27 protein-coding genes and 1 tRNA gene are annotated in these 26,695 nt (G+C 40.0%); 20 read left to right on the forward strand and 8 right to left on the reverse strand.

Annotated features, from left to right (window positions below):
- The first annotated feature begins 499 nt into the window (after positions 1 to 499).
- Entirely contained in the window at positions 500 to 2,479 is a 1,980-nt protein-coding gene (gene dnaG, locus ACEQ81_RS07595; RefSeq protein ID WP_411030249.1) for a DNA primase, read from the forward strand.
- Between the two features lie 80 nt (positions 2,480 to 2,559).
- On the opposite strand, the gene ACEQ81_RS07600 is transcribed toward dnaG, so the two are convergent.
- Together ACEQ81_RS07600 and nadE are read right to left on the reverse strand one after the other, a co-directional pair.
- Positions 2,560 to 3,189 (reverse strand): response regulator, encoded by a 630-nt coding sequence (locus ACEQ81_RS07600; protein WP_411030250.1) that lies wholly within the window; start codon positions 3,187 to 3,189, stop codon positions 2,560 to 2,562.
- Between the two features lie 154 nt (positions 3,190 to 3,343).
- Positions 3,344 to 4,144, reverse strand: a complete 801-nt coding sequence (gene nadE / locus ACEQ81_RS07605) for an NAD(+) synthase (protein ID WP_411030251.1) — start codon at positions 4,142 to 4,144, stop codon at positions 3,344 to 3,346.
- A gap of 65 nt (positions 4,145 to 4,209) precedes the next feature.
- Between nadE and gldB the strand changes: the two genes are divergently transcribed.
- Positions 4,210 to 5,202, forward strand: coding sequence for a gliding motility lipoprotein GldB (gene gldB / locus ACEQ81_RS07610; protein ID WP_411030252.1), 993 nt, complete (start codon positions 4,210 to 4,212; stop codon positions 5,200 to 5,202).
- Entirely contained in the window at positions 5,202 to 5,540 is a 339-nt protein-coding gene (gene gldC / locus ACEQ81_RS07615) for a gliding motility protein GldC (RefSeq protein ID WP_411030253.1), read from the forward strand. Before gldB ends, gldC begins: the two co-directional genes overlap by 1 nt.
- A gap of 5 nt (positions 5,541 to 5,545) precedes the next feature.
- Here gldC and ACEQ81_RS07620 read toward each other — a convergent pair whose 3' ends face one another.
- The 4 genes from ACEQ81_RS07620 to bla all read right to left on the reverse strand — a co-directional run bounded on the left by ACEQ81_RS07620 (position 5,546) and on the right by bla (position 8,095).
- Complete coding sequence (locus ACEQ81_RS07620; protein WP_411030254.1) at positions 5,546 to 6,148, reverse strand: MarR family winged helix-turn-helix transcriptional regulator; 603 nt, start codon at positions 6,146 to 6,148, stop codon at positions 5,546 to 5,548.
- Between the two features lie 53 nt (positions 6,149 to 6,201).
- On the reverse strand, positions 6,202 to 6,948 hold the full coding sequence (locus ACEQ81_RS07625; RefSeq protein WP_411030255.1) for a hypothetical protein: 747 nt from the start codon (positions 6,946 to 6,948) through the stop codon (positions 6,202 to 6,204).
- A gap of 60 nt (positions 6,949 to 7,008) precedes the next feature.
- Complete coding sequence (locus ACEQ81_RS07630; RefSeq protein WP_411030256.1) at positions 7,009 to 7,248, reverse strand: thioredoxin family protein; 240 nt, start codon at positions 7,246 to 7,248, stop codon at positions 7,009 to 7,011.
- A gap of 82 nt (positions 7,249 to 7,330) precedes the next feature.
- Positions 7,331 to 8,095, reverse strand: coding sequence for a subclass B1 metallo-beta-lactamase (gene bla, locus ACEQ81_RS07635; RefSeq protein ID WP_411030257.1), 765 nt, complete (start codon positions 8,093 to 8,095; stop codon positions 7,331 to 7,333).
- Positions 8,096 to 8,148: 53 nt separating this feature from the next.
- Between bla and ACEQ81_RS07640 the strand changes: the two genes are divergently transcribed.
- Positions 8,149 to 8,532, forward strand: a complete 384-nt coding sequence (locus ACEQ81_RS07640) for a GTPase (protein WP_411030258.1) — start codon at positions 8,149 to 8,151, stop codon at positions 8,530 to 8,532.
- Position 8,533: 1 nt separating this feature from the next.
- Here the strand turns inward: ACEQ81_RS07640 and yihA are convergent, their stop codons facing one another.
- Entirely contained in the window at positions 8,534 to 9,160 is a 627-nt protein-coding gene (gene yihA / locus ACEQ81_RS07645; RefSeq protein WP_411030259.1) for a ribosome biogenesis GTP-binding protein YihA/YsxC, read from the reverse strand.
- An 11-nt stretch (positions 9,161 to 9,171) separates the two neighbouring features.
- The gene (locus ACEQ81_RS07650) at positions 9,172 to 9,936 is read right to left on the reverse strand and encodes an alpha/beta fold hydrolase (protein WP_411030260.1); all 765 of its coding nucleotides are present in this window, start codon (positions 9,934 to 9,936) and stop codon (positions 9,172 to 9,174) included.
- A 268-nt stretch (positions 9,937 to 10,204) separates the two neighbouring features.
- Here ACEQ81_RS07650 and mraZ point away from each other — a divergent pair, with 268 nt between their 5' ends.
- From mraZ to ACEQ81_RS07730, 16 genes are all read left to right on the forward strand, one after another.
- Entirely contained in the window at positions 10,205 to 10,678 is a 474-nt protein-coding gene (gene mraZ, locus ACEQ81_RS07655; protein WP_411030261.1) for a division/cell wall cluster transcriptional repressor MraZ, read from the forward strand.
- Positions 10,665 to 11,561 carry a 16S rRNA (cytosine(1402)-N(4))-methyltransferase RsmH gene (rsmH, locus tag ACEQ81_RS07660; protein WP_411030383.1) on the forward strand — a complete coding sequence of 299 codons (897 nt, stop codon included), beginning with the start codon at positions 10,665 to 10,667 and terminating at the stop codon, positions 11,559 to 11,561. The genes mraZ and rsmH overlap by 14 nt, the downstream gene beginning before the upstream one ends.
- Positions 11,561 to 11,878, forward strand: coding sequence for an FtsL-like putative cell division protein (locus ACEQ81_RS07665; RefSeq protein ID WP_411030384.1), 318 nt, complete (start codon positions 11,561 to 11,563; stop codon positions 11,876 to 11,878). Before rsmH ends, ACEQ81_RS07665 begins: the two co-directional genes overlap by 1 nt.
- Complete coding sequence (locus tag ACEQ81_RS07670; protein ID WP_411030262.1) at positions 11,878 to 13,884, forward strand: penicillin-binding protein; 2,007 nt, start codon at positions 11,878 to 11,880, stop codon at positions 13,882 to 13,884. Before ACEQ81_RS07665 ends, ACEQ81_RS07670 begins: the two co-directional genes overlap by 1 nt.
- Positions 13,881 to 15,344 (forward strand): UDP-N-acetylmuramoyl-L-alanyl-D-glutamate--2,6-diaminopimelate ligase, encoded by a 1,464-nt coding sequence (locus tag ACEQ81_RS07675; RefSeq protein ID WP_411030263.1) that lies wholly within the window; start codon positions 13,881 to 13,883, stop codon positions 15,342 to 15,344. The genes ACEQ81_RS07670 and ACEQ81_RS07675 overlap by 4 nt, the downstream gene beginning before the upstream one ends.
- A gap of 46 nt (positions 15,345 to 15,390) precedes the next feature.
- The gene (gene mraY, locus ACEQ81_RS07680; RefSeq protein WP_411030264.1) at positions 15,391 to 16,611 is read left to right on the forward strand and encodes a phospho-N-acetylmuramoyl-pentapeptide-transferase; all 1,221 of its coding nucleotides are present in this window, start codon (positions 15,391 to 15,393) and stop codon (positions 16,609 to 16,611) included.
- Complete coding sequence (murD, locus tag ACEQ81_RS07685; RefSeq protein WP_411030265.1) at positions 16,612 to 17,946, forward strand: UDP-N-acetylmuramoyl-L-alanine--D-glutamate ligase; 1,335 nt, start codon at positions 16,612 to 16,614, stop codon at positions 17,944 to 17,946.
- Positions 17,943 to 19,148, forward strand: coding sequence for an FtsW/RodA/SpoVE family cell cycle protein (locus ACEQ81_RS07690; protein WP_411030266.1), 1,206 nt, complete (start codon positions 17,943 to 17,945; stop codon positions 19,146 to 19,148). Before murD ends, ACEQ81_RS07690 begins: the two co-directional genes overlap by 4 nt.
- Entirely contained in the window at positions 19,135 to 20,220 is a 1,086-nt protein-coding gene (gene murG / locus ACEQ81_RS07695; RefSeq protein WP_411030267.1) for an undecaprenyldiphospho-muramoylpentapeptide beta-N-acetylglucosaminyltransferase, read from the forward strand. Before ACEQ81_RS07690 ends, murG begins: the two co-directional genes overlap by 14 nt.
- A 4-nt stretch (positions 20,221 to 20,224) precedes the next feature.
- Entirely contained in the window at positions 20,225 to 21,577 is a 1,353-nt protein-coding gene (gene murC / locus ACEQ81_RS07700) for a UDP-N-acetylmuramate--L-alanine ligase (protein WP_411030268.1), read from the forward strand.
- Positions 21,567 to 22,286, forward strand: a complete 720-nt coding sequence (locus ACEQ81_RS07705) for a cell division protein FtsQ/DivIB (protein WP_411030269.1) — start codon at positions 21,567 to 21,569, stop codon at positions 22,284 to 22,286. The genes murC and ACEQ81_RS07705 overlap by 11 nt, the downstream gene beginning before the upstream one ends.
- 3 nt (positions 22,287 to 22,289) lie before the next feature.
- Positions 22,290 to 23,612 carry a cell division protein FtsA gene (gene ftsA, locus ACEQ81_RS07710; RefSeq protein WP_411030270.1) on the forward strand — a complete coding sequence of 441 codons (1,323 nt, stop codon included), beginning with the start codon at positions 22,290 to 22,292 and terminating at the stop codon, positions 23,610 to 23,612.
- Between the two features lie 37 nt (positions 23,613 to 23,649).
- A complete protein-coding gene (gene ftsZ / locus ACEQ81_RS07715) occupies positions 23,650 to 25,587 on the forward strand; it encodes a cell division protein FtsZ (protein WP_411030271.1) in 1,938 nt (645 codons plus the stop codon).
- An 88-nt stretch (positions 25,588 to 25,675) separates the two neighbouring features.
- The gene (locus tag ACEQ81_RS07720; RefSeq protein WP_411030272.1) at positions 25,676 to 26,125 is read left to right on the forward strand and encodes a GatB/YqeY domain-containing protein; all 450 of its coding nucleotides are present in this window, start codon (positions 25,676 to 25,678) and stop codon (positions 26,123 to 26,125) included.
- Between the two features lie 9 nt (positions 26,126 to 26,134).
- Positions 26,135 to 26,458, forward strand: coding sequence for a TraR/DksA family transcriptional regulator (locus ACEQ81_RS07725; protein WP_411030273.1), 324 nt, complete (start codon positions 26,135 to 26,137; stop codon positions 26,456 to 26,458).
- 7 nt (positions 26,459 to 26,465) lie between these two features.
- Positions 26,466 to 26,539 (forward strand) — tRNA-Arg (locus ACEQ81_RS07730).
- Positions 26,540 to 26,695: the final 156 nt, after the last annotated feature.

The following is a 26,695-nucleotide window of genomic DNA, read 5'->3' on the forward strand; positions in this document are numbered from 1 at the left end:
TAAATTGTTTTTTTGATTCATCTTTTACAACAGTTCTATAAAACACGGATTACGGTCATTGTCAATGTTTAAAAAAGATGATCATCACTTGCTAGTTTTCCGGCCGAAGACTATATATGGATCAAGAGTTTTGTTTTTTGGTTCTTGACTCTTGTTTGGTACGCAATCACCTTTCCTCGCTTACAACTCAAAATATTATATCACAAAGAAGATTTTAATAACAAAAAGCATTGTAATCTTTATAAGTAATTAATAATCAGCATATTATATTTTAATCAGGTTAATCAATTTTAGAAACGATGAAATAAAAATGTTATGGTTTCTATATAAATATTAACAAAAGCATGGCGAAGTTTGGCTCTATAATTTAACCTTAAACCTATTTTATGTTGGTATTCTTATGACAGGAAAAAGTAGTTTTTTGGCTTTTCCGTTTATATTTTGATTTATCTTTACGATATTGTTTTTCTGCAACTGAAACACCCAACGTTTATAAAATTTGATTTCAAAATCTACCATAGATCAAGTATATGAGACTGCCCGTTTAGAGGAGGTAATTGGCGATTTTGTACAGTTGAAGAAATCGGGTTCCAATTTTAAGGGATTAAGTCCATTTTCCGATGAGCGCACGCCTAGTTTTATGGTTTCTCCGGTAAAACAGATCTGGAAAGACTTTAGTAGTGGCAAAGGAGGCAATGTGGTTGCTTTTCTGATGGAACATGAACACTTTACGTATCCGGAGGCCATTAAATATTTGGCTAAAAAATATAATATTGAAGTAGAGGAGACCGAGCAGAGTAGTGAAGAAAAGGAACAACAAAATGAGCGAGAGAGTATGTATCTGGTTTCGGAGTACGCTCAGAAGTATTTTAGCAATACGTTATGGGAGACCGAGCCAGGAAAGGCCATTGGGTTGTCGTATTTTAAAGAGCGCGGGTTTACGGAAGAGACCATAAAGAAGTTTGGTTTAGGCTACAATCCCAACCAATGGGACGCCTTTACCAATACTGCTCTTAAGGATGGATATCAGCTAGACTACTTGCAAAAGACCGGACTTACCATTGTAAAGGAGCAAACCAACGATGCGGAGGACCAGAAAAAATTTGACCGTTTTAAAGGGCGGGTTATGTTCCCCATCCATTCTATGAGTGGACGTGTGTTGGGTTTTGGAGGTCGAATTTTGACGAGTGATAAAAAAGCTGCAAAATACCTGAACTCTCCCGAAAGCGATATCTACCATAAAAGTAAGGTACTATATGGCATCTACCATGCCAAGCAGACCATCGCCAAAGAAGATATTTGTTATTTGGTTGAAGGGTATACCGATGTTATACAGTTTTACCAAAGTGGCATTACCAATGTGGTGGCCTCTAGTGGTACGGCACTTACTGCAGATCAAATTAGGTTAATCAATAGGCTTACCAAGAATATTACGGTATTGTTTGATGGGGATGCCGCAGGCTTAAGAGCTTCCTTGAGGGGTATTGACCTTATTTTGGAACAAGGAATGAACGTTAAAGTCTGCACTTTTCCAGAAGGGGAAGATCCTGATAGTTTTGCCAAAAAGAATGACAATGAAGAGATATTAGGTTATCTAAAGGAGAACTCAAAAGACTTTATTCAATTTAAGACATCTCTTTTGATTAATGAATCCGATGGCGACCCCATTAAAAAGGCAGATACCATACGGGATATCGTAAATAGTATTTCCAAGATACCGGATAGGATCAAAAGGGAGATTTATATTCAGGAATGTGCCCAGATCATGAATATTTCCGAAGAGGTGCTATTCAATACCTTGGCACAAATAGGAAAAAAAGACCTTGCAGAGGCCAACAAAAAAGTAAAGCAAGAACAGCGTGCCTTTGATGTGGTTAAAAACGAACCTGCGGCCCAGAAGGTAGACGTTCAGTACGAACTGGAAAGGAAAATTATAGAAATGCTATTGCTCTACGGCGATCTTGAACAGGAGTTTGAAGATTTAATACTCAAAGAAAATGAAAGCGGGGACCTTGTACTAGAACCCGAACAATTGGAAGCAAAGGTATACGAAAAAATTTATCTGGATCTTCAGGAGGATGAGATTGAGCTTACTCATGAGCGATTTAGGAACATCTATTACGACCTCATAGAACAATTGAACGAAAGGGAAGATTTTTCTATAAATGCCTTTATGGCTGGATTAGATAGCGATATTATGGACGAAGTTTCTTCAATTTTAATGGAAGAGGAAAAATATACGCTGCACAACTGGGAGCGTAAAGACATATATCCCAAAGACAAAAAGCAAGGAATTGCCCAACTGGTCAGTGAAACCATTTTAACTTTACGATGCTATCTCATAAAAAGAAGAATAGCCGTTTTGCAGAAAGACACTCAAGAAGCCAATGAGGACAATAGGGAAACTTTAGAAGAAATTGTAAATTACCTACAGCTTAATAAACTACTGAATAAAAAGTTAAACAGGGTATTGTCCTAAGTTTTGCAGTAAGTGATAATAAAAAACCCGATAAACGTTAACGTCTATCGGGTTTTTTGGTAAGTATACCAAATATTTTGTTAGTACAGCTCCAAAGCTTTTGCCTGTTGAAGTAAATCTACAAGATTATCTACATTCAACTTACGCATTAACCTTGCCTTGTAAGTACTTACTGTCTTTTCATTAAGATTAAGCCCAAGAGCTACATCTTTGTTTCTTTTTCCACTGGCCAATAGTTTTAACACTTCAACTTCGCGGGTAGAAAGTTTTCTGAAAAACCTCCTAGGTTTCTGTGTGCCTTCATCAAATGCCAAGCGTTGTGCAAGTTCATTGGTAATAAACATATTTCCTTGACTTACCTTTCTAACGGCACTGATTATGTAATCCAAATCCGCTGTTTTTGATAAATAACCAAAGGCACCAGCTCGTATAGTACTTAGCGCATAGACATCCTCAGATTGCCCACTGTAAATAAGTACCCTTACATCTGGATATTCTTGTTTTATTTTTCTTAGGGTAGCGATACCATTGATTTCGGGAATGTCCATCTCTAGCATTACAACATCTGGAGTAACTTTTTCCAGTTTATCAAACAATTCAGAGGTGGTAGAAACGTCATCGATAACTTCAAAATCAGAAGCAGATCCTAATACCTGCTTAATTCCCATTCTAACAATTGGGTGGTTATCCGCAATTATAACTTTAATCATTGTGGTGTGTTTTCTAGATTTTAACCATTATTACACGTCTAAAAATACTGACATGCAATGTAAGGTTAAATTATCTAAGTTGGTGAACAAAAATCATTTTTTTTCTCGATAAACAAGAATTTTTCCGCTTTTTTTCGATTTAAATACTTGATTCCTAGCCAAGAGGTGATTTTAACACCTCAGGTATCTCGCAAACTGGTATAGGAACCATCTTATGTTTGTTTGATGAATTGAACTTTTTAAAGATACGAAAAACTTCTTTTTCCCTACCAGAAAAGTCATCAGGTTGCTTTTCTAAGTCGCTCATTTTCATTGCCCATTCCAATTCTGGATAGGAAGCTCCTATCTGATCTTCGTCCGTTCTATTATCTCCCCATAGCCCATCTGTAGGTGCAGCTTCAATGATTTCGTGGTTTACACCAAGAAACTCGGCAATTTCATAAACTTCGGTCTTAAGTAGGTCGGCAATTGGGCTTAGGTCTACTCCACCATCACCATATTTGGTATAGAAACCCACGCCAAAATCCTCGACCTTATTTCCTGTCCCAGCCACTAAATAGCGTTCTAAGGCCGCAAAGTAATACAAGCTGGTCATCCTTAGTCGGGCACGTGTATTGGCCAATGACATAAACCTTTCCTCCTCATTGTCCACCGCAGGTAGTGCAGCTACCAAACCATCAAACACAGGGGTGAGGTTTACTAATTGCCTATCTACATTGGAAAAATGGTCTTGTAGCCACTGAATGTGCCTAGATGCCCTGGTCACCTGGTTCTCGCTTTGGTGTATGGGCATTTCCAAACATAATAGCTTTAGCCCCGTCTTTGCACATAAGGTAGAGGTTACAGCAGAATCTATTCCGCCCGAAATCCCGATAACAAAACCTTTTTGTTTGGCATCCAAGGCATAATCTTTTAACCAATTAACAATATGGGTCACTACTTTCTCTGTTTGCATATCGATTTTATTTCGTAGAAACGATTAACTTTGCCGTCGTAAAAATAAAGCCTAGAAGCTAAAAAATGAAGTCAAAGGAAGATTACTTTTATAGGGTGGCGAAGAATTTGCTTGTTGGTGGGTTGTTGATGATCTGTTTTGCTTGTGGCGATAAAAATAAAGTAGCTTCGGAAATTGCTGAGACGGACATCAATCTTGAGGTGATTCGTTTTGATCGGGAATTTGCAGAGTCTGGCCCATCGGATATTCCTAATCTGAAGCATAAATATCCCTTCCTATTTCCACCTCAATACACAGATAGTATTTGGGAGGCCAAATTGTCAGACACGCTGCAGATAAGCCTGCACAACGAAGTAGATATGGTTTTTGGGGGCTTCAAGGAAGAAGCGGACGATTTGGAGCTGCTCTTTAAACATATTCACCACTATTTTCCCAAATACAATATTCCCAAGGTAATTACACTGACTTCCGATGTAGATTATAACAATCGGATTATACTTACAGATAGTTTACTACTTATTGGCTTGGACAACTATTTGGGCAATGAGCACAGGTTTTATGCCGGAATTCAAAGCTATATTGCTTCTGGTCTGGACAAACGATTTTTGGTAAGCGATGTAGCCGGCGCCTTTGTTAAAAAGGTAATTCCAAGGTCTAGAGACCGGTCTTTTCTTTCAAAAATGGTGTACTACGGCAAAGAATTATATGTAAAGGAAAAATTGATGCCCGCTTCTACCGATGGTCAAAAAATAGGCTATTCAGAGGCGCAACTTGCTTGGGCACAGGCCAATGAGGAGCAAATTTGGAGGTATTTAATAGAACGCGAATTACTATATAGTACCGACAATAAATTGGATTTACGTTTTTTGGACCCAGCACCTTTTTCCAAGTTTCGGTTGGAACTCGATAATGAATCGCCTGGACGTATTGGTAGATACATGGGCTGGCAAATTGTTAGAGCTTTTATGGACAACAACGACCTAAGCCTACAGCAATTGCTGAACATATCGGCAGAAGAAATATTTAGACAAGCTAATTACAAACCAAAAAGATATTAATGGCAAAGCTCCATACTTCAGAAATTACACTAAAAGTGGCCCTCGATGAAAATCGTGTTCCCGAATCGTTGACATGGTCTGCCCAGGATGGCGGTATAGACAATGAGGAGGCGAAAGCCATGTTGCTGTCCGTTTGGGATAGTGGAAATAAAGAATCACTGAAAATAGATCTTTGGACCAAAGACATGCCAGTAGATGAAATGAAGATTTTTTTTCATCAAACCCTGGTATCCCTGTCCGATACTTTTATGAAAGCGACCCAAGATGAAAAAATGACCGCAACAATGAAGGACTTTTGCGATTATTTTGCTGAAAAGTTAGACTTAAAGAATATGTAAGACGCTTAAGTAATTATTGCTTGATGCTCCGGACAGTCTATTCTTAAATCTGGTTTTAAAAGTACTTTCTTAAGAAGATTGCAATAATCGTTATCCTCCCCGGCCCTATAATACCTACAAGAAAAACACATGCGCTGTACGGTAATGATCCCAGCTTTGTTAAGGCTTTCGATAATGTTCAATAAGGATTGATACAACTGTTGCTGTTGCTCTTCACTTAAGCTATGAACAGGTTTTTCTATGCCGGTGGAAAAGGAACCCGTTTTAGAAACGATGTTTTCTCCTTTGTTGGTTAAATACACAGAAAAACTTCGGGTATCCTCTGCATCGGTTTGCTTATAGATGAGTTCTTTTTTGGTCAATAATCTAATGGTCTCGCTTATAGTAGCCTTGGTAAGATTAAATTCCTTGGCAAGGTAATTTACCTTGCATTTTTCCGGTGTATGAAAACGAATGAACAGTAGTAATTGCAGTTGAATGGGAGTGAGGCCATTCTTTTTGCCCTCTTGCCATAGTAATACACGAAACGCTTCCGAAATGCGCTCCAGTGCAACCACAATCTTCCCTTCTACATGATTGTTTTGATATTCGGGGTTAAAACTGTCCATGCTTCAAAAATAGCCCCAAACAACTAGTTTACCTAACTGTTTGGGACCTAAAATTAGTCATTTGATATGCTATATGGTAACGAAAGATCGCCAGAAGCAATACTATATACGCTGTAAACTCCCAACATAGGAAGCTCAGGATTGGATGTATTTACCTGCATATATGCAGCTACGCCGTCAAACTTGAAATCGGTTCTGTTGTTCATACGGTATAAGGGTACAACAACCTTGATTCCGTTTCCATTGGTGATTACCGGAAACCCAGGAGAATCCATAAACATGGGCATTCCGGGATTGGTAGGTGGTAGGGTTATAGAGGAGTCTTCCGTATCAAATTGTTTTACGGATAAGCCACCGGGGACTCTTTTGTCTTCGGTTAAGATAACCCAATGAGGATGCCAGACTACGCCATCATCGGCATAATTTGAATTGGAATTTTCGTCCCACAAAGGCGTATCATCAAAATCGGGATGCGATGTAAGCGCCAGGGCAACAATGCCTTGGGTTTTGGAAAAACCCACATCTTCAGATGCAAGATTGGTAGGGAAAACATATCCTAGGACCGGTGCACCATCCATGTTTCCATGTTTTTCAGGAACGCTGGCCCCAGCTTCTCCTTTTACGTTTATGGTAAAAACCAACTGCTGTAAGTCTTTGTTTAGCGTTACTTCTGCCTTACTGATTTTTAAGTCGTCCGAATCCTTAAAACTTGGAGATTCGTTTGTTGTTTGAGCGTTGCAGGCTTGCAGGCCAATATGCAACAAGCCTAAGAGAACAATTTTAAATGTCTGTAGTTTCATGATTTTTGTGTTAAGCAATCTATAAAGTTAGTTAAACTAACTTTATAGATTAAATTTTTTTTACCCTTTTACTTCGGCCAAGCTTGCGCCGTAATTAATATGAAGCACGTTACCGTCTTCCAGTACCAAGGCAGGCACGGATTTCACTCCTTGGTTTTCCGCATCGTTTATAAATTCGGTGCGTTCACCAAGGTGTACCACGTTTACAGATACCTTAGCAGGGTCTATAAGGTTCAGTAGTTCTTCTTCCGCATTAATGCATACTGGGCAACCAGCATGATAGAATGTTGCTTTTTTCATTGTTGAATATTAGATTAAGGCATTATTGCCGTTACAAATATAGTAAGTTTAACTAACTATAATGGAAATTTAACCTTTTTTTCTAATTTGATGAGAAAAGGGAGACGGTATAATCCAATAATTCTACCCCTCCATACGCCCCATGGCCGGGAACTACAGTTTCCAAAGCCGGATAGTTTTCCTTGATTTTTAAAACCGTAGGACCCCAATCATCAACATTGGCATCTCCTAGGTATCCTTTTTTAGCATTTAGTGACTTGATCGAACACCCGCCGAAGAGTAATTTTTCACTGGGAACATAACTTACTATATTGTCCTTAGAATGTGCTTCCCCAAAATGACGGTTGATTACCTTTTCATTACCTACCACAAGCTCCATTTCGCCGTTAAATCCTATTTGTGGGGCAATGACCCCACTGGTTTTTGCCAATGCTATCGTGGTGTTATTTGCAAAAGAAGGAATACCCAGTTTATGAAAAGCTCCTAATCCGCCCAAACAGTCTTCATGGAAGTGATTGACCACCACTCCCGTAACATCGCTCTTTTTAACCTCGGCTATCCATCGTATGAGTTCCGTGCTGGTGGTATCGTCACTGGGCGTATCAAAGACCACTGCTTCGTTGTCGTTTATAAAAACAAGACCATTGCATGCAACCTTACCGTATGATTCCGTATCTAGATAGGATATATGTACAAAACTATTTTCGGAAAGCGCAATTATTTTTAGAGTTTCAGTACTATAGCTGGTGAGTGGTTTTTTGGAGCCGCACCCTAGGATGGTAGCAAAACCTGATATTGCCAAAATAGAAGTGTAAAGTATTTTTTTTATGGTTGGAATTTTTGACATAAGGACACGTTATTTTTTAAATTATAAAGATAGATAATCGATACCTTTATAAGATGAACAATTCAACACTACACAAATTATTATTTGTTTATAATGCAGACTCAGGTATACGCAATGCACTTTTAGATAGTGCCCACAAAATACTTAGTCCGGACACTTACGATTGCAATCTATGTGATATCACCTTTGGCGTTTTTACCGAAAACAAGGTTTGGAAGGCGTTTCGGGAGGAGAACGATGGTCAGATGGAATTTCTTCATAAAGATGAATTTGCGAAGCAATATGCATCCAAATTTGGATATAAATTCACATTCCCTATTGTTTTGGCCATAACGGAGGATGCAATGGAAGTGTTTGTGGGGACAGAAGAACTAAATACCTTGGAAAGTGCCGAAGCACTTGTTACTTTAATACAGGAAAGGCAAGCAACATACTAAACTAGATATAATCTCCTCTCTTTTCCGAAAAAAAGTCACTGTTAAGGTTGCCTATATAGTTTAAAACTTCATCGCGCCCCATATAATTTGTTGATGAGGTCACAAAAAATGGTGGTATCTCTTCCCAGATACCGGAAAGCATTTGGTCTGTATAGGTGTTTATATTGTTTTCTATGGCTTTTGGTTTTAGCTTATCCGCTTTGGTGAAAATAATACAGAAAGGGATAGCAGTAACTCCCAACCATTCCATGAATTCCATATCTATCTTTTGTGGATTGTGCCTAATGTCTACAAGAACAAAGGCGCAAACGAGTTGTTTCCTTTTTTCAAAATAAGAAGTAATGTATTTTTGGAATGTTTTTTTATCTTTTTTTGAAGTTTTTGCATATCCATAACCAGGTAAATCCACTAAGAACCAGTTGTCATTTATCTTAAAATGGTTGATGAGCTGCGTTTTCCCAGGTTTTCCGGAAGTCTTCGCCAAACTTTTACGTTCGGTAAGCATATTTATCAACGAAGATTTGCCAACATTGGAGCGGCCAATAAAAGCATACTCGGGCAAGGGTTCCTTGGGGCACTTCGCTACATCGGAATTGCTTATTACAAAGTCGGCCGACTTAATTTTCATTGAAATGTATTTTAGAACTTTCGCTTTTGCAACCAAGCATCAAAAAGCGTATTGAACTCCTGGGGATGTTCCATCATGGGTGCATGCCCGCATTTTTCAATCCAAAAAAGCTCCGAATCGGGTAAGAGTTCGTGAAATTCCTTGGCTACATTGGGTGGTGTAACGGTATCATTTTCTCCCCAAATAATACAGGTAGGTGTCTTCATCTTGGGAAGATCCTTGGACATATTATGTCTAATGGCACTTTTTGCAATGGCCAAAGTCTTCACCAATTTCATACGATCGTTGACTGTGGCGTAAACTTCGTCAACAATTTCTTTGGTGGCAACCTTGGGATCATAAAAAACATCCTGCGCTTTCTTTTTAATGAACTCGTAATCCCCACGTTTGGGATAACCGTCGCCCATAGCACTTTCGTAAAGGCCAGAACTGCCTGTAATCACCAAAGCCTTTACCATTTTAGGGTAAAGTTTGGTATGCAAAAGACCAATATGTCCACCAAGGGAATTGCCAAGAAGAATAACGTCTTTAAGGCCTTTAAATTCTATGAAACGTTCCAAAAACTTGGCAAAGTTCTTTACATTGGTCCGTATTATGGGCATATCATAGATTGGTAACTCCGGAACCAAGACCTTATATCCTTTTTTTGGGAAATAATCCATAACACCATGAAAATTGCTCAATCCGCCCATGAGCCCATGTAATATAATAATAGGAGTGCCTTCGCCTACCTCTATATACCGATATTTCCCTTCAGTAATAATCTTTTCTTCCATTAAGGATAGCTTGTGGTCTTCGATGGCAAATATAGACATTTCCATATAATACCAACATATTTGGATAAGGGGCTTCTGACTTTAAATAAGTCAAAAACTGCCATTGAATACATGGTTGCTATTTGGGAATGTTGGAGGATTTTGACCCAATAGCAGGGGATATCAGGACCAAAAAGCCAAAATTTATTAACAAAGTGGTAATTTGTGGTAAAAAGTGGTAATAAATTCTATATATTTGAGTTATTAAAGCTAAAACCAGCAACTTATAGTGATCAGTTTCATTGGAACATACGATTGTAAAGCCGATACCAAAGGTAGGGTAATGTTGCCAGTTTCGCTCAAAAATCAGATGGCGCCTATCCTAAATAAGGGTTTTGTAATAAAGCGTTCTGTTTTTCAGCCGTGTTTGGAGCTCTATCCCATGGAAGAATGGAATGCGCTTATGCAAAAAATGAGCAAGAAAAATCGCTTTAAGAAAAAGAACGACGACTTTATTAGAACATTTTCAGCGGGTATCAAACCTGTGGAGATAGATGGTACCGGACGGTTGCAAATTCCTAAAAACTTGGTGTCCATAGCGGGTATCACAAAGGAAGTGGTACTCAGTTCGTCCATTAATATTATTGAGATTTGGGACAAAGATAGTTATGAAAAAGTAATTGCGGAGTCTAGCGCAAATTTTGCCGAATTGGCAGAAGAGGTTATGGGGAACGATGGTGACTATGACGATGAGCTACCATAACCCTGTAATGCTTAAGGAGTCGGTAGACGGGCTCCTTATCAAAGAAGACGGAGTGTATGTTGATGTCACTTTTGGTGGTGGAGGGCATTCCCGGGAGATTTTGAAACGGTTGGGCAAGAATGGTAGGTTGTTGGCCTTTGACCAAGATGAGGATGCTCTGGAAAACTCCATAGCAGATGACCGATTTCAATTGATCAATGAAAATTTTAGGTACATCAGGCAGTTTTTAAAGTTCTATGGCATTCGGAAAGTAGACGGAATCTTGGCCGATTTTGGCGTTTCCTCGCATCAATTTGACAAAGCGGAACGTGGTTTTTCCACACGTTTTGATGCGGCCTTGGACATGCGCATGAGCAAGAAAGGTAGTCTTACCGCTTACAAGGTGGTAAATACATATGATTATGATGCGTTGCGAAGCGTGTTGTTCCATTATGGAGACCTGCGCAATGCCAATGCAATGGCAAAGACGCTGATGGTGGCAAGGGAATCGGAACCCATAAAGACCACCGCCCAATTGAAACAGGTGTTGGTGTCTTTCTTGCCCAAGTTTAAGGAGCAAAAAATATTGGCACAAATATATCAGGCAGTGCGTATAGAGGTAAACCAAGAAATAGAGGTTATAAAAGAATTCTTGTTGCAAACGCCCGAGCTTTTAAACCCAAAAGGAAGGCTAAGTGTAATAAGTTATCACTCTTTGGAGGACAGATTGGTAAAACGATTTATACGAGCAGGAAGTTTTGAGGGTGAGCCCGAAAAAGATTTTTATGGAAACGTAACGCTTCCATTAAAAAAGGTAGGAGGATTAATAGTGCCTTCCAAAGAAGAAATTAAAAGAAATAGCAGGGCACGAAGTGCCAAACTACGAATAGCGGAAAAAATATGATGAAGAAAGGAATATTGGACATTTTAAAAGGAAAGTTTTTAGTAAGTGGGGACGCCCCTAAAAATTGGCTTTTCATTGTGTTTGCCTCTTTTTTGGCCACGATTATGATTGCCAGTTCGCATAGTGCAGATCGTAAGGTCCATAAACTTGCCGCCCTTAACGAAGAAGTACGGGAATTACGTAGCCAATTTGTAGACGCACGCTCAGATGTACAACGATTAAAACTAGAATCTACGATAGTACAAACCGTGGAAAATGAGGGATTGTTTCCGTCGGAGACACCTCCAAAGAAAATTAAAGTAAAGCAAGAAGAATAGTGGCCGTTACCGAAAAGAACATATTGACCCGTTTGTATATAGTGGCCGGTTGCCTGTTCCTGTTTTCTATGGCGGTAATTATAAAGTTGGTAAGTATTCAGATGGTACATGGGGACAAGTACAAAAAGCTGGCCATGGACCGTACGGAAAAAATGTTTACAATAGCTCCTAACCGCGGTAATCTCTATTCCGATGATGGAAGTTTGTTGGCAACCTCGGTATCTAGATATGATATTCGTTTCGATGCCGTTACCGTTAAGTCGCAAGATTTTGAGGCCAATATAAAACCACTATCCGACTCATTGGCCCTTATGTTTGGAAAATCTGCTTCTTACTACGAGCAACTTTTTAGAAAGGCCAAAGCAAATAAGAACAGATATAAATTGATTGCCCGTAATCTCGACTATTCCGATTATATGGCGGTCAAAGGATTTCCACTATTCGATAAAGGACCTAACAGGGGCGGATTTATTGCCGAACAAAGAACCGTAAGGGAGCATCCGCTAGGAAAAATTGCGGAACGTAGTGTTGGTTATGAACGCGTAGATGAAAACGGGTATTTCACTCGTGTAGGACTAGAGGGTGCCTTTGGTCAATACTTAAGGGGTAAAGAGGGTAAAAGGCTAAAGCAGAAAATTGCCAAAGGGCAATGGAAACCCATAGGTCTGGATAACATTATAGAACCCCAAGATGGTTATGACGTGGTATCTACCATAGATATAAACATACAAGATATAGCCCACCATGCACTACTAGGACAATTGGAAAAATACAAGGCAGATCATGGCTGCGTAATTGTTATGGAAACCAAGACGGGGGAAATAAAAGCCATTTCAAACTTAGGGCGTACCGATGATGGTAAATATTACGAACGGTTGAACTACGCTATAGGGGAATCTCATGAGCCGGGCTCTACCTTTAAGCTTATGTCGCTCGTGGCTGCCTTGGAAGACCGTGTTGTTGACACAACCACAATAATTGATACGGAAAAAGGTAGGTGGAGACTGTACGACCGTACGGTTCGGGATTCTAAACATGGCGGGTACGGAAAAATATCCGTTGCAAGGGCCTTTGAAGTATCCTCCAATACCGCCTTTGCCAAAATGATACATAATGGTTATAAAGAAAAACCTGGAAAATATGTAAATCGACTTATGAACATGAACCTTCACCAAGAATTGGGTCTGCCCATTAAAGGCGAAGGAAAGCCTGTAATTAGATATCCTGGCGAAAAAGGGTGGTCTGGGATTTCCTTGGCTTGGATGTCCCATGGATACGAGGTTTCAATGACACCCCTGCAAACGCTAACATTCTACAATGCAATTGCCAATGATGGGGAAATGTTAAAGCCTAGATTGATCAAAGAAGTAAAAGAATGGAACAAGACCATCCATAAGTTCGATAAAGAAGTAATCAACCCGTCCATCTGCACCAAGGAGACAGCAGCTAAGGTAAAACAACTGTTGAATAACGTGGTGGAACAAAAGCACGGTACCGGCCATGGACTCTACTCGCCAAATTTTTCAATGGCGGGCAAGACAGGTACCTGTCAAAAAAATTACGCGGCCAAAGACCCGAATAAATTACGTTATATATCATCATTCGCCGGTTATTTTCCTGCGGACAACCCAAAATATTCCTGTATAGTGGTCATCCATGAACCGGATAAGAGTGTAGGTTACTACGGGGCAGATGTATCCGGACCGGTATTTAAATCGGTAGCCCAAAAAATATATGCCACCTCCCCTCTAATTGATGAGGTGAAAAGTTTGGAGTCGGAAAACGAAAATCTAAATACGGAATATCAGCACTATTATGTGCAGTCCCAAAAGAAACACAATAAAGTACCCAACGTAATGGGTATGTCCGGAATGGATGCGGTCTCTATCTTGGAAAACTTGGGATTGCGCGTAGAAATAAAAGGTAATGGTAAAGTAAAAAAACAATCTATTGCACATGGGACGGCATTGGATAAAGTAGAAAAAATAGTATTGGTGCTATCATGAAGTTGTTAAAGGACATATTATTTGGGGTTAGCCTTTCTGCTGTTAGCGGATCTACCAACATCTTGGTAAATGCGGTTCATTTCGATTCTCGGAAAGTAGGTCTAGATGATGTTTTTGTAGCCATAAAGGGATTGGTTACCGACGGGCACGAGTATATAGAGCGGGCCATAAACTCGGGCGCAAAAGCCATTGTGTGTGAACAACTTCCAGATCAACTGATCGATGGATTAACCTATTTAGAAGTAGATAATGGTAATAAGGCCTTGGCCATAATGGCAGCCAACTTTTACGATAATCCTTCTAAAAACCTAAAATTGGTTGGGGTTACCGGTACCAATGGTAAAACTACGGTAAGTAGTCTTTTGTATCAGCTGTTTAAAAAAGCGGGTTACAAGGTAGGACTTATCTCTACGATTAAGATAATGGTTGCCGAAAAGGAATATCCCACCAGTCATACCACTCCAGATGCGCTTACCATTAATGAACATTTAAGTTTCATGAACGATGCCGGTGTAGAATTTTGCTTTATGGAAGTAAGCTCGCATGGTATCCACCAGAAAAGAACACAAGGATTGGTCTTTGAAGGTGCAGTGTTCACAAACCTGTCCCATGACCATTTAGATTATCATAAGACTTTTGCCGATTACAGGGATACCAAAAAAAAACTATTCGATGAGCTTAAGCCAAAAGCTTTTGCCCTTACCAATGTAGATGATAAAAACGGCTTGGTAATGCTACAGAATACCAAAGCCAGAAAATATACCTATGCCCTAAAATCATATGCGGATTACAGGGCACAGATTTTGGAAAACCAATTTAACGGTCAGTTGTTAAAGGTTGATGACAATGAGCTATGGACCAAACTCATAGGACATTTCAATGCCTACAATATCTTGGCCATATACGCTACTGCAGATTTATTGGGATTGGAAAAGCTAGAAACACTTCGTTTGCTGAGCGATCTGGAAAATGTGGATGGTAGGTTCCAATATTTTATTTCAAAAGAAAGAATAACGGCTATTGTTGATTATGCCCATACGCCGGACGCCTTAAAAAATGTACTTGATGCAATCAATACATTGAGAACTGGAAATGAAAATGTCATCACCGTAGTGGGGTGTGGTGGTGACAGAGATAGTTCTAAGCGTCCGGTAATGGGGCATATCGCTTCGGAGTTAAGTAATAAAGCCATTTTTACCTCCGATAATCCGCGTACCGAATCTCCTACCTTGATTATTGAAGCTATGGAAGCTGGCGTTGAACCCCAAAACCTTAAAAAAATCGTATCCATAGAAAACAGAAAGCAGGCCATTAAAACAGCCTGCCAATTGGCAGCTACCAATGATATTATTTTGGTCGCCGGCAAGGGTCATGAAACCTATCAGGAGACCAATGGAAAAAGGATAGACTTTGATGATTTTAAAATTGTACAGGAAATATTGGAAGAACTAGATAAATAACGATACAACCCGCAAGGGTTAAGATTATAAGGAACACAAAAGAAAAATGTTATACTACCTATTTGAATATTTAGAAACGCAGTACCAGTTTCCTGGTGCCAGTCTTTTTCAGTTCCTAACCTTTAGGGCTGCAATGGCAGTTTTGCTTTCATTGATAATTGCCACGGTATATGGAAAAAGAGTGATCCTTTTTCTTAAACGTAAGCAAATAGGGGAAACTGTGCGCGATCTAGGTTTGGACGGGCAGCAACAAAAGGCGGGTACGCCAACCATGGGCGGGTTAATCATCATAATGTCCACACTCATACCTGTACTGCTGTTTGCAAAATTGGACAATATTTATATCATTCTTTTAATAGTTACCACAGTTTGGATGGGTATAATCGGTTTTGTGGACGATTATATCAAAATATTCAAAAAAGATAAAAAAGGGTTAAAAGGCAGATTTAAGATCATGGGACAAGTAGTTCTTGGTCTAATCGTTGGGGCCACGCTTTATGTTCATCCGGAGGTAACCATGAAAGAAAAGAATAGCACCATCATTACAGCGCGTTATCAGGTAGAGCAGGTACAGGGGCAAGAGATTAAATCAACCAAGACCAACATTCCATTTTTTAAGGACAATGAATTGGATTATAGCGATTTTATTTCTTGGACCGGTGAGGGAATGGAAGAATACAGTTGGCTAATTTTTATTCCGATCATTATAATCATTGTTACCGCAGTGTCCAATGGCGCAAATCTTACGGATGGTATAGATGGACTAGCTGCCGGAACTTCCGCAATAATTGTACTGACCCTGGGAATCTTTGCGTGGGTATCCGGTAACATCATTTTTTCTGATTACTTGGATATCTTTTTTATTCCTAGAGCTGGGGAACTAGTAGTGTACATAGCAGCTTTTGTTGGGGCTTTGGTAGGATTTCTGTGGTATAATGCATTTCCAGCACAGGTTTTTATGGGTGATACCGGAAGCCTTACCATAGGTGGTGTAATTGCTGTAATTGCGATTATAGTCCGTAAAGAATTGCTTATCCCTTTGCTCTGCGGAATTTTCTTTGCAGAGTCAATTTCCGTCATGTTGCAAGTAGGTTATTTTAAATACACTAAAAAAAGATTGGGAGAAGGTAAACGTATTTTTTTAATGGCACCCTTGCACCATCATTACCAGAAAAAGGGATACCATGAAAGTAAGATTGTAACACGTTTTTGGATTATAGGCATATTACTGGCCATTGTGACTTTCGTGACTCTAAAAGTGCGTTAAATGGAGCGGTTGGTGGTTTTGGGCGGCGGAGAAAGTGGTGTGGGAACTGCCATATTGGGAAAACAAAAAGGGTACAAGGTTTTTGTATCCGATAAGGGAAAGATTAAACAGAAATATAAAGACGTTCTTTTACATTTTGAGATTGATTGGGAAGAAGAAAAGCATACGGAACATCTTGTCCTTTCGGCAAATATTGTAATGAAGAGCCCAGGTATTCCGGATAGTGTGCCGCTGGTAACAAAGTTGGTAAAAAAGGGCATACCTGTAGTTTCAGAAATTGAATTTGCCACCAGATATACCAATGCGGTTATCATAGGCATAACAGGAAGCAACGGGAAGACCACCACCACCATGCTTACCAACCACCTATTGAAGCAAGGAAATTTACATGTAGGGATGGCCGGTAATATTGGCGATAGCTATGCAAAAATGGTTGCGAACAGGGATTTTGACTACTACGTATTGGAGATCAGTAGTTTTCAACTAGATGGTATCGTGGATTTTAAACCGCACATCGCCATTTTAACCAATATTACACCAGACCATTTAGATCGATATGAATATCGGTTTGAGAACTATATCGCTTCCAAATTCCGAATAGCTATGAACCAAACCAAGGAAGACTATTTGATATATGATGCCGATGACGAGGTAATAACCGACTGGTTGCGGAAAAACCCAATTCAATCCAAACTATTGCCCTTTTCGATAAAATCGGAACTAATGGAAGGGGCTTATTTAAAAAATGAAGAAATAATAATAAAGATTAAAAACAACACTATAAAGATGACAACAGATACTTTGGCCTTAGAAGGTAAACACAACCTCAAAAATACAATGGCAGCCTCAACAGTGGCCACATTGGTTAATATCAGAAAGGAGGTCATTAGGGAAAGCATACAAAATTTTCAAGGTGCCGCACATCGTTTGGAAAAGGTGTTGAAAATTCATCATGTTCAATACATCAATGATTCCAAGGCCACCAATGTGAATGCCACCTATTATGCTTTGGATAGCATGAAAACCCCCACGGTATGGATCGTGGGTGGGCAAGATAAAGGTAACGACTATAAAGAACTAATGCCCATGGTCCGCGAAAAGGTAAAGGCCATTATATGTCTAGGGCTAGATAATACAAAGATTAAAGACGTCTTTGGAAATGCTGTAGATCTAATGGTAGAGACCTTTGCCATGGAAGAAGCCGTAAAGGTGGCCTACAAGATTGCAGAGCGAGGCGATACTGTGCTTCTGTCTCCGGCATGTGCCAGTTTTGATCTGTTTGAGAATTATGAGGACCGCGGAAACCAATTTAAGGAAGCGATTAAAAATTTATGAACGTGTTGCGATTTTTAAAGAACATAAAGGGAGATAGGGCTATTTGGGGCGTGGTTGCCCTATTGGCGCTGTTTTCTTTTTTACCGGTTTACAGTGCCAGCAGCAATTTGGTTTATGTAGTTGGCAATGGTACTACGGTTGGGTATCTCGTAAAACACGGTCTTTTGCTTTTCTTGGGTTTTGGAATCATCTACGGCGTACACAGAATACCTACACATTTCTTTAAGGGACTTTCTATTATTGCCATGCCCATTGTGCTGTTGTTGCTGGTCTATACCCTGGCACAAGGTACGGTAATCGATGGCGCAAATGCCAGTAGATGGATTCGCTTGCCACTCTTGGGAGTTACTTTTCAGACATCTAATTTGGCTGCAGTGGTGTTAATGATATATGTAGCCCGATACTTAACCAAAATTAAAGATAAGACCGTTTCTTTTAAAGAAAGCATATTACCCCTTTGGTTACCTGTTTTTACCGTATTGATATTAATATTGCCTGCCAACTTTTCCACTGCCGCAATTATCTTTTTTATGGTATTGGTGCTCTGCTTTTTAGGAGGATATCCTATGAAGTACCTATTTGGCATCGTAGGGACCGGTATACTTTGTCTTACCCTTTTCGTCCTTACTGCAAAGGCCGTACCCGATATGTTTCCAAATCGTGTAGATACATGGATAAGCAGAGTGGAGAGTTTTTGGAATCCTGAAGATACCGAAGGTGATTACCAAATAGAAAAAGCAAAGATTGCCATAGCAAGTGGCGGAATCGTAGGTGCCGGTGCAGGAAAAAGTGTAATGAAAAACTTTTTGCCTCAGAGTTCATCAGATTTTATTTATGCCATAATCATAGAGGAATACGGATTGGTAGGTGGTTTTGCCCTTATGTTTTTTTACCTGCTGCTACTGTTTCGGATCGTAGTAGTGGCCAACGGTACTGAAACTGTTTTTGGAAAATTGCTGGTGGTAGGGGTAGGCTTGCCCATAGTGTTTCAGGCACTCATCAATATGGCAGTGGCGGTAGAACTTTTTCCTGTTACGGGCCAGACCCTTCCGCTTATAAGTAGTGGTGGTACCTCTATTTGGATGACCTGTTTGGCTATTGGCATTGTTTTGAGTGCGAGTAATAAAAATATACCAACGGAAGGTGAAACTTCTGGAATGGACGATACGAACCCCTTAGAGGTATTAAGTGGACAGTTATAGGTTTATACTTTCTGGGGGAGGTACAGGCGGACATATTTATCCGGCCATCGCCATAGCAAATGAGTTAAAAAAAAGGTATCCGGATGCCCAGTTTTTGTTTGTAGGAGCAAAGGATAGGATGGAAATGGAAAAAGTACCCCAGGCGGGGTATAAGATAGAAGGACTTTGGATAAGTGGGTTGCAACGGAAACTGACCCTTAAAAATATACTGTTTCCGATAAAATTGATCAGTAGTTTGATAAAAGCGGGCAACATAGTAGCAAAGTTTAAACCCCATGCCGTAATAGGTACAGGAGGATTTGCCAGTGGTCCATTGCTTAAAATGGCTTCCCGAAAAGGCATACCCTGTATTGTACAAGAACAGAATTCCTATGCAGGTATTACCAATAAACTACTTGCTGGCAAAGTGAAAAAAATCTGTGTGGCCTATGACGGAATGGAACAGTTTTTTCCGGCAGATAAAATTGTAAAAACTGGTAATCCGGTGCGTGAAGATCTAGTAGATATACCATCGGGAAAAGAAGAGGCACTGCGCCATTTTGATATGGATCCGGAAAAGACCACCATACTGATTTTGGGTGGCAGTCTAGGTGCCAGAAGAATAAATCAATTTATAGAGGAGAAACTGCAATATTTCAATACCCTTGGGGTACAGATTATCTGGCAGTGTGGCAAATTATACTATGATTCGTATAGAGCCTATGATTCTAGCAGTAAAAGGGTGCTCGATTTCCTCAATAGGATGGATTTGGCCTATGCCGCTTCGGATATCATTATTTCTAGGGCAGGAGCAGGATCGGTATCTGAACTTTCCCTGGTTGGGAAGCCTGTAATATTTATTCCGTCACCCAATGTTGCGGAAGATCATCAAACTAAAAATGCAAAGGCATTGGTGGCCGAAAATGCTGCCTTAATGGTTAAAGAAAAAGACCTGGATTACCAATTTGAAACGGTTTTTTCAGATTTGTTGAAATCGGAGGAGAAACAACGCGTACTAGGAGTCAAAATTAAAACATTGGCCATGCCATTGGCTACTAAAAAAATTGTAGACGAAATACAAAAATTGTTGTAACGAGATGAATATAAAGGAAATACATTCTGTTTATTTCATTGGCATCGGAGGAATCGGGATGTCGGCCCTTGCCCGTTATTTTGTATTAATAGGTAAAGATGTGGCTGGGTATGACAAAACCAAAACACCTTTGACCCAAGAACTGTCCGATATGGGCATAGTTATTCATTACGAAGACGATTTGGAGGCAATTTCCAAGACGTTTTTGGATCCAAGGCATACCCTAGTGGTATACACCCCCGCAGTACCCTCCGGCCATGGAGAACTCACTTATTTTCTGGCTCAAGGATTTGAAGTTAAAAAACGCTCCGAAGTGCTAGGGATTATTACCCGCGAAACTTTTTGTTTTGCAGTGGCGGGTACGCATGGAAAAACTACCACTTCCAGTATTTTGGCACATTTACTTAAGGAAACAGGAACACCGCTTACGGCATTTTTAGGAGGCATATCGGAAGACTTTAATAGTAACTTTCTATACGAGGGGGATGAATATTCGGTCGTTGAGGCCGATGAATTTGATCGTTCCTTTCTGCGTTTATCCCCAGACGTTGCATGTATTACCTCAATGGATGCAGATCACTTGGATATTTATGGGGATAGTGAGGTGCTAAGGCGTTCGTTCATGGATTTTACAAAACGATTGAAACCTAATGGAAAGCTTTTTATACGTAATGGGCTTCCCATCAACGGAATTACTTATGGAATAGAAGACGATTCGGATTATTGTATCCGAAATTTAAAAATAGAACATGGCACCTACATTTTCGATTTGGGAACTCCCGAAACAACCCTAAAGGGAGTTAAATTCAACAAACCAGGAAAGCATAATTTGCTCAATGGACTAGTAGCTTTTGCAATGGCGATAGAGGCCGGTCCCCCGCCTTATCGCCTTGCCCAAGCACTGGAAACTTTTAAGGGGGTACAACGTAGGTTTTCCTACATGATTAGGGAACAAGATTTTGTTTTCATAGACGATTATGCCCATCATCCTACAGAGATCAATGCAGTTTATGATGCTATTTTGGAGATGCATCCCAACAAAAAGGTGCTGGTGGTCTTTCAGCCCCACCTGTTTTCGAGAACCAAGGATTTTGCCGATGATTTTGCTACCAGTTTATCAAAATTCGACAGCATTTTACTTTTAGATATTTATCCGGCCAGGGAAAAACCCATAACGGGGATTACCTCCGAATGGCTGATAAATAAAATGCAAAATCCGAACAAAAAACTGATTGGAAAAAAGGATTTAGTACATGAGATAAAAAAACAAGATCCGGAAGTGCTGGTTACCCTAGGGGCCGGCGACATTGGATTGGAAGTGTCAAAAATTAAAAGAGAACTAGAACATGAAAATTAACTGGAACCATATAAAACTAATTGCCCTATTGCTTATGGTATGCGGCCTTTACGCCTTTGCGGACTTTAGGAGCGATAAGAAGAAAATAGAAACTTTAAATGTGGAGTTTTTGGGCGAGCAGAACTTATACATAAATCACGAAACGGTTAATAAATTGTTAATACAAAAATACGGAACCGTTGTAAACGTGCCCAAAGAACATATAGTTTTGAATACTATAGAAAAGGTCATAGAGGCCAATGAAATGGTGAAAGAAGCCCAAGTTTATCTTACTGTCAATAGTGAACTTAAGTCTAAAATAGTACAACGGCAACCAATCGGACGAGTAGAGGGGAATGCAAAGTTTTATGTGGACGATGAAGGAAAACGCATGCCCTTATCCAAGTATCATTCCGCTAGGGTCCCTATTATCACAGGTAAGATTACAGGTAAAAGTTTAGAAGATGTGTACGAAATTTTAAAGTACATCAATGCTGATAACTTTTTACGTAAAAACGTCATTGGTATACACATAGAGGATGAAGAAAATTACCAGTTAAAATTTAGAATGGAAAACTTTGTTGTGAATTTGGGAGGGGTAGACAGCTTGGAAGAGAAGTTTAGCAATTTTAAGGCTTTTTATACCAAGGCCACCAAAGATAAAACGTTGGAAGATTACAACATAGTAAGCTTGGAGTTTAATAATCAGGTAGTGTGCACCAAAATTTAAATTATGGAACAAAGTAATTATTCAGTTGGTCTGGATATAGGGACCACCAAGATCGTAGCCATCATTGGAAAAGAAAACGAATACGGTAAAATTGAGGTTTTGGGAATAGGCAGATCCAAAAGCCTCGGTGTTCACCGTGGGGTAGTAAACAACATCACTCAGACTATTAAATCTATTCAACAGGCCATAGAGGAGGCCGAAACCAATTCAGGATTAAAGATAGGTTCTGTAGTGGTCGGTATAGCTGGGCAGCATATTAGAAGTTTACAACATAGCGACTATATAACCCGAGCCAATTCTGAAGAAGTAATCGATGAGGACGACCTGGATAAGCTATGCAATCAGGTCTATAAACTGGTAATGTTACCGGGCGAAGAAATTATCCATGTTTTACCACAAGAGTACAAAGTGGATGGGCAGGCAGAGATTAAACAACCCATTGGGATGTACGGTGGTAGGTTAGAAGCCAATTTTCATGTGGTAGTAGGTCAGGTATCATCCATCAAAAACATAGGCCGGTGCATTAAAAGTGCTGGATTGGATTTGGGGAATATTACCCTGGAACCCCTTGCTTCTTCAGACGCTGTCTTAAGTCAGGAAGAAAAAGAAGCTGGTGTGGCACTGATAGATATAGGGGGCGGCACAACCGATTTGGCAATATTCAAGGATGGTATTATCCGCCATACTTCCGTAATACCCTTTGGAGGCAATGTAATTACCGAGGACATCAAGGAAGGGTGTTCCATAATTGAAAAACAGGCAGAACTTTTAAAAATAAAATTTGGTTCGGCATGGCCCGGTGAAAACAAAGACAACGAAATAGTGTCCATTCCTGGATTACGAGGACGCGAGCCAAAGGAAATAACCCTGAAAAACCTGTCCAAGATAATACATGCCAGGGTAGTGGAGATCGTAGAGCAGGTGTATGTGGAAATCAAAAATTATGGGCATGAGGATCAGAAAAAGAAACTTATAGCCGGTATTGTACTAACAGGAGGAGGAAGCCAGTTAAAACACCTTAAACAGTTGGTAGAGTATATTACGGGGATGGACACCAGAATTGGATATCCCAATGAACATTTGGCAGGAGATTCCGATGAGGAAGTGGCAAGTCCATTATATGCCACGGCGGTTGGTTTATTAATGAATGCGGTTGAAAATGATGCCAAGAACAAGGCCTTACACGAAGAGCAACCGATGGAAGAAGAAGTAGTATTTGAAGGACAAGCAGATACAGCAACGCGTAACACGGTTAAGAAAGAAAGAAAATCCGTTTTCGATAAATGGTCGGAGAAGCTAAAGGACTTTTTGGATAACGCGGAATAAGACATCAAAATACAATAGAACCAGTAACACAAATACGATGAGCAAGAACACTGATTTAGATAGTATCGCCTTTGATTTACCTAAGAATCAAAGCAACGTAATTAAAGTGATTGGCGTTGGTGGAGGAGGAAGCAATGCAATCAACCACATGTTCCAGGCTGGAATCAATGGCGTTGATTTTGTAATCTGCAATACCGATTCCCAAGCGTTGCAAAACAGTTCCGTACCCAATAAAATACAGTTGGGGGTTTCCCTTACCGAAGGATTGGGAGCTGGCGCTAACCCCGAGGTAGGTGAACAGGCAGCCATTGAAAGTATGGAAGATATAAAGACCATGTTAGACCATACCACTAAAATGGTGTTCATTACTGCCGGTATGGGTGGTGGTACGGGAACAGGGGCCGCACCTGTCTTGGCTAAACAGGCCAAGGAGCTAGATATCCTTACCGTAGGTATTGTTACCATGCCTTTTCAGTTCGAAGGTAAAATGCGTTGCCAACAAGCTCAGATTGGGATAGAAAAACTTAGGTCAAATGTAGATTCTTTAATCGTTATCAATAACAATAAATTAAGGGAGGTATATGGCAATTTAGGTTTTAAGGCCGGTTTCTCTAAAGCAGACGAAGTATTGGCCACTGCGGCCAGGGGTATTGCAGAAGTAATTACCCATCACTACACACAAAACATAGATTTACGAGACGCCAAAACAGTATTGTCCAATAGCGGTACCGCCATTATGGGTTCTGCAACATCTTCGGGGTCTTCAAGAGCCAACGAGGCCATAATGAAAGCCTTGGATTCGCCTTTACTGAACGATAATAAGATCACAGGAGCCAAAAACGTATTATTGCTCATCGTTTCCGGTTCCCAAGAGATCACTATTGATGAAATAGGTGAGATAAACGACCATATTCAGATAGAAGCCGGTCATGGAGCCAATATTATTATGGGTGTAGGGGAAGACGAAAATTTAGGTGAGGCCATAGCCGTTACCGTAATAGCTACGGGTTTTAATATTGATCAACAAGATGATATCGTAAATACGGAAACGAAAAAAATAATCCACACCCTAGAAGATGAACAAAAAGCGGAACAGCAATTGTTTGATGAGGCTGTAGTTCACCAACTTGAAGAGGAGGAAGAGGTTTTAGAACCCGTAATAAAACATACCCTAGTGGAAGAGGAAGAAGAGAATGTCCACGAAATGGATCTAATTCCCACCACTAATTACATCAAGAATTTTAATGTGTTCTATGAAGAGGTAATTGCAGAGGGAATAGAAGAAGAATTCATCATCATAGATTCTAAAGAAAAGCTAAAGGACATAGAAGTTGTAGATCCGGAAGAAGTAAGTGCAAAACAAATCCAGGAAGATCAGTTTGCCATTAGCTTTGATATGCCTATTTCCAAAACTGAAACGGACGATGAAGAACAAGAACACGTAATTACCTTTAGCTTGGATGAAGAAGAGGTTAAGGAAATAGATGTAAATGATCATATTGAGGTAATACCAGTGCTAGAATATAATAAGGAAGGAGAAACCAGATATAGCCTGGATGATTATATGGAGCTTGAGAATAAATTGACCGGTGCAAAATCTAAAGCCGAGGAATTTGATCCAAAAATAGTGGAGGACGAGCTGGTTTTTGAAAAAAAGACCATTGCCAAAGCCGAAGGTGATAATGAGGGTAACGAGACCAAAGAAGTAGATCCTGTAAATAGTCCCATAGAGGAAATATTGAAGGATAGGGCCGATGAAAGAAGGAGAAAGTTAAAAGACTTTAATTATAGGTTTCAAAATAGTATCAACAATATAGATGAAATTGAAAAAGAACCTGCCTACAAACGCCAAGGTGTAGAATTGAATGAAAAGGCGAGGGAGAATAAGATTTCCAGAACAACATTGAGCGAGGATAGCAATGATGAAATACAATTGCGTTCCAACAACTCTTTTTTACACGATAATGTGGATTAGTCTTTTTTGTTAAACCAAGTTAAACCCGGAGATACAGTTTGTTTTCGGGTTTATTTTTTATCTTCACATTCCAAAAAAAAATACTAAAATGGGATTACAAGAACAGGTAATGCAAGAGATGAAAGCAGCTATGAAAGCTAAGGATACTGTAGCTTTGGAATCGCTTAGGGCCATTAAATCTGCCTTGCTTCTGGCGCAAACACAAGGTGGAGGAGCAAAAGATCTTACGGAAGAGGACGAAGTTAAATTGGTGCAAAAACTAGTAAAACAACGAAAAGACAGTGCTACAATTTATAAGGAACAGGGCAGAGACGATCTGGCGGCTCCGGAACTGGCACAGGTAGCAGTAATTGAGCGGTTTTTACCAGAACAGTTAACGGAAGAGGAGATTGAAAAGGTAGTGGTACAGACTATAGATGCCACGGGGGCATCCGGAATGAAAGACATGGGTAAAGTGATGGGGATAGTGTCCAAAGAATTGGCCGGTCAGGCCGATGGTAAGACTATTTCCGCAATAGTAAGAAGCAAACTGGCTTAATCCTATGCTATGGATTCTCTGGAAATACGAAAGTTATTTTTGTCAGAGATAGCGAAAACCGAGAAAAAGGTGGCACGTTATGAAGGTATGGCACAACCAATAGCCCCGGATAATGCTATAGGACGTGTTTCTAGAATGGATGCCATTAACAATAAAAGTGTTATGGACGCCGCCTTACTTAAGGCCAAGGAGCGTTTAGTAGGATTAAAGCGCAATCTGGAAAAATTGGACACCGATGATTTTGGTGTTTGTATAAAATGTAAAAATAAAATTCCAGTAGAGCGTATTTTATTAGCACCGCAAAGTTCTTTTTGCGTAAATTGCGCTCGCTAAAATAAACGGCCCCGTGGCGCAACTGAATAGCGCATCAGATTTCGGCTCTGAGGGTTGGGGGTTTGAATCCCTCCGGGGTCACGAATAAAGGAAAAAAGCAAGCAAAATATAAAGCTTGCTTTTTTATTTTGCGGCTTTTTTCGTTTTCAAGGCGGAGCGTTGTAGGGAAAAGCGCAGCTAATCCCAAATGCTCGGACAAGTACGGTTGGCGAGTTTTTTTTCGGCGCGACTCGTTTT

It is taken from the genome of Spongiimicrobium sp. 3-5, assembly GCF_046557915.1.
GTDB lineage: Bacteria > Bacteroidota > Bacteroidia > Flavobacteriales > Flavobacteriaceae > JBHEBG01.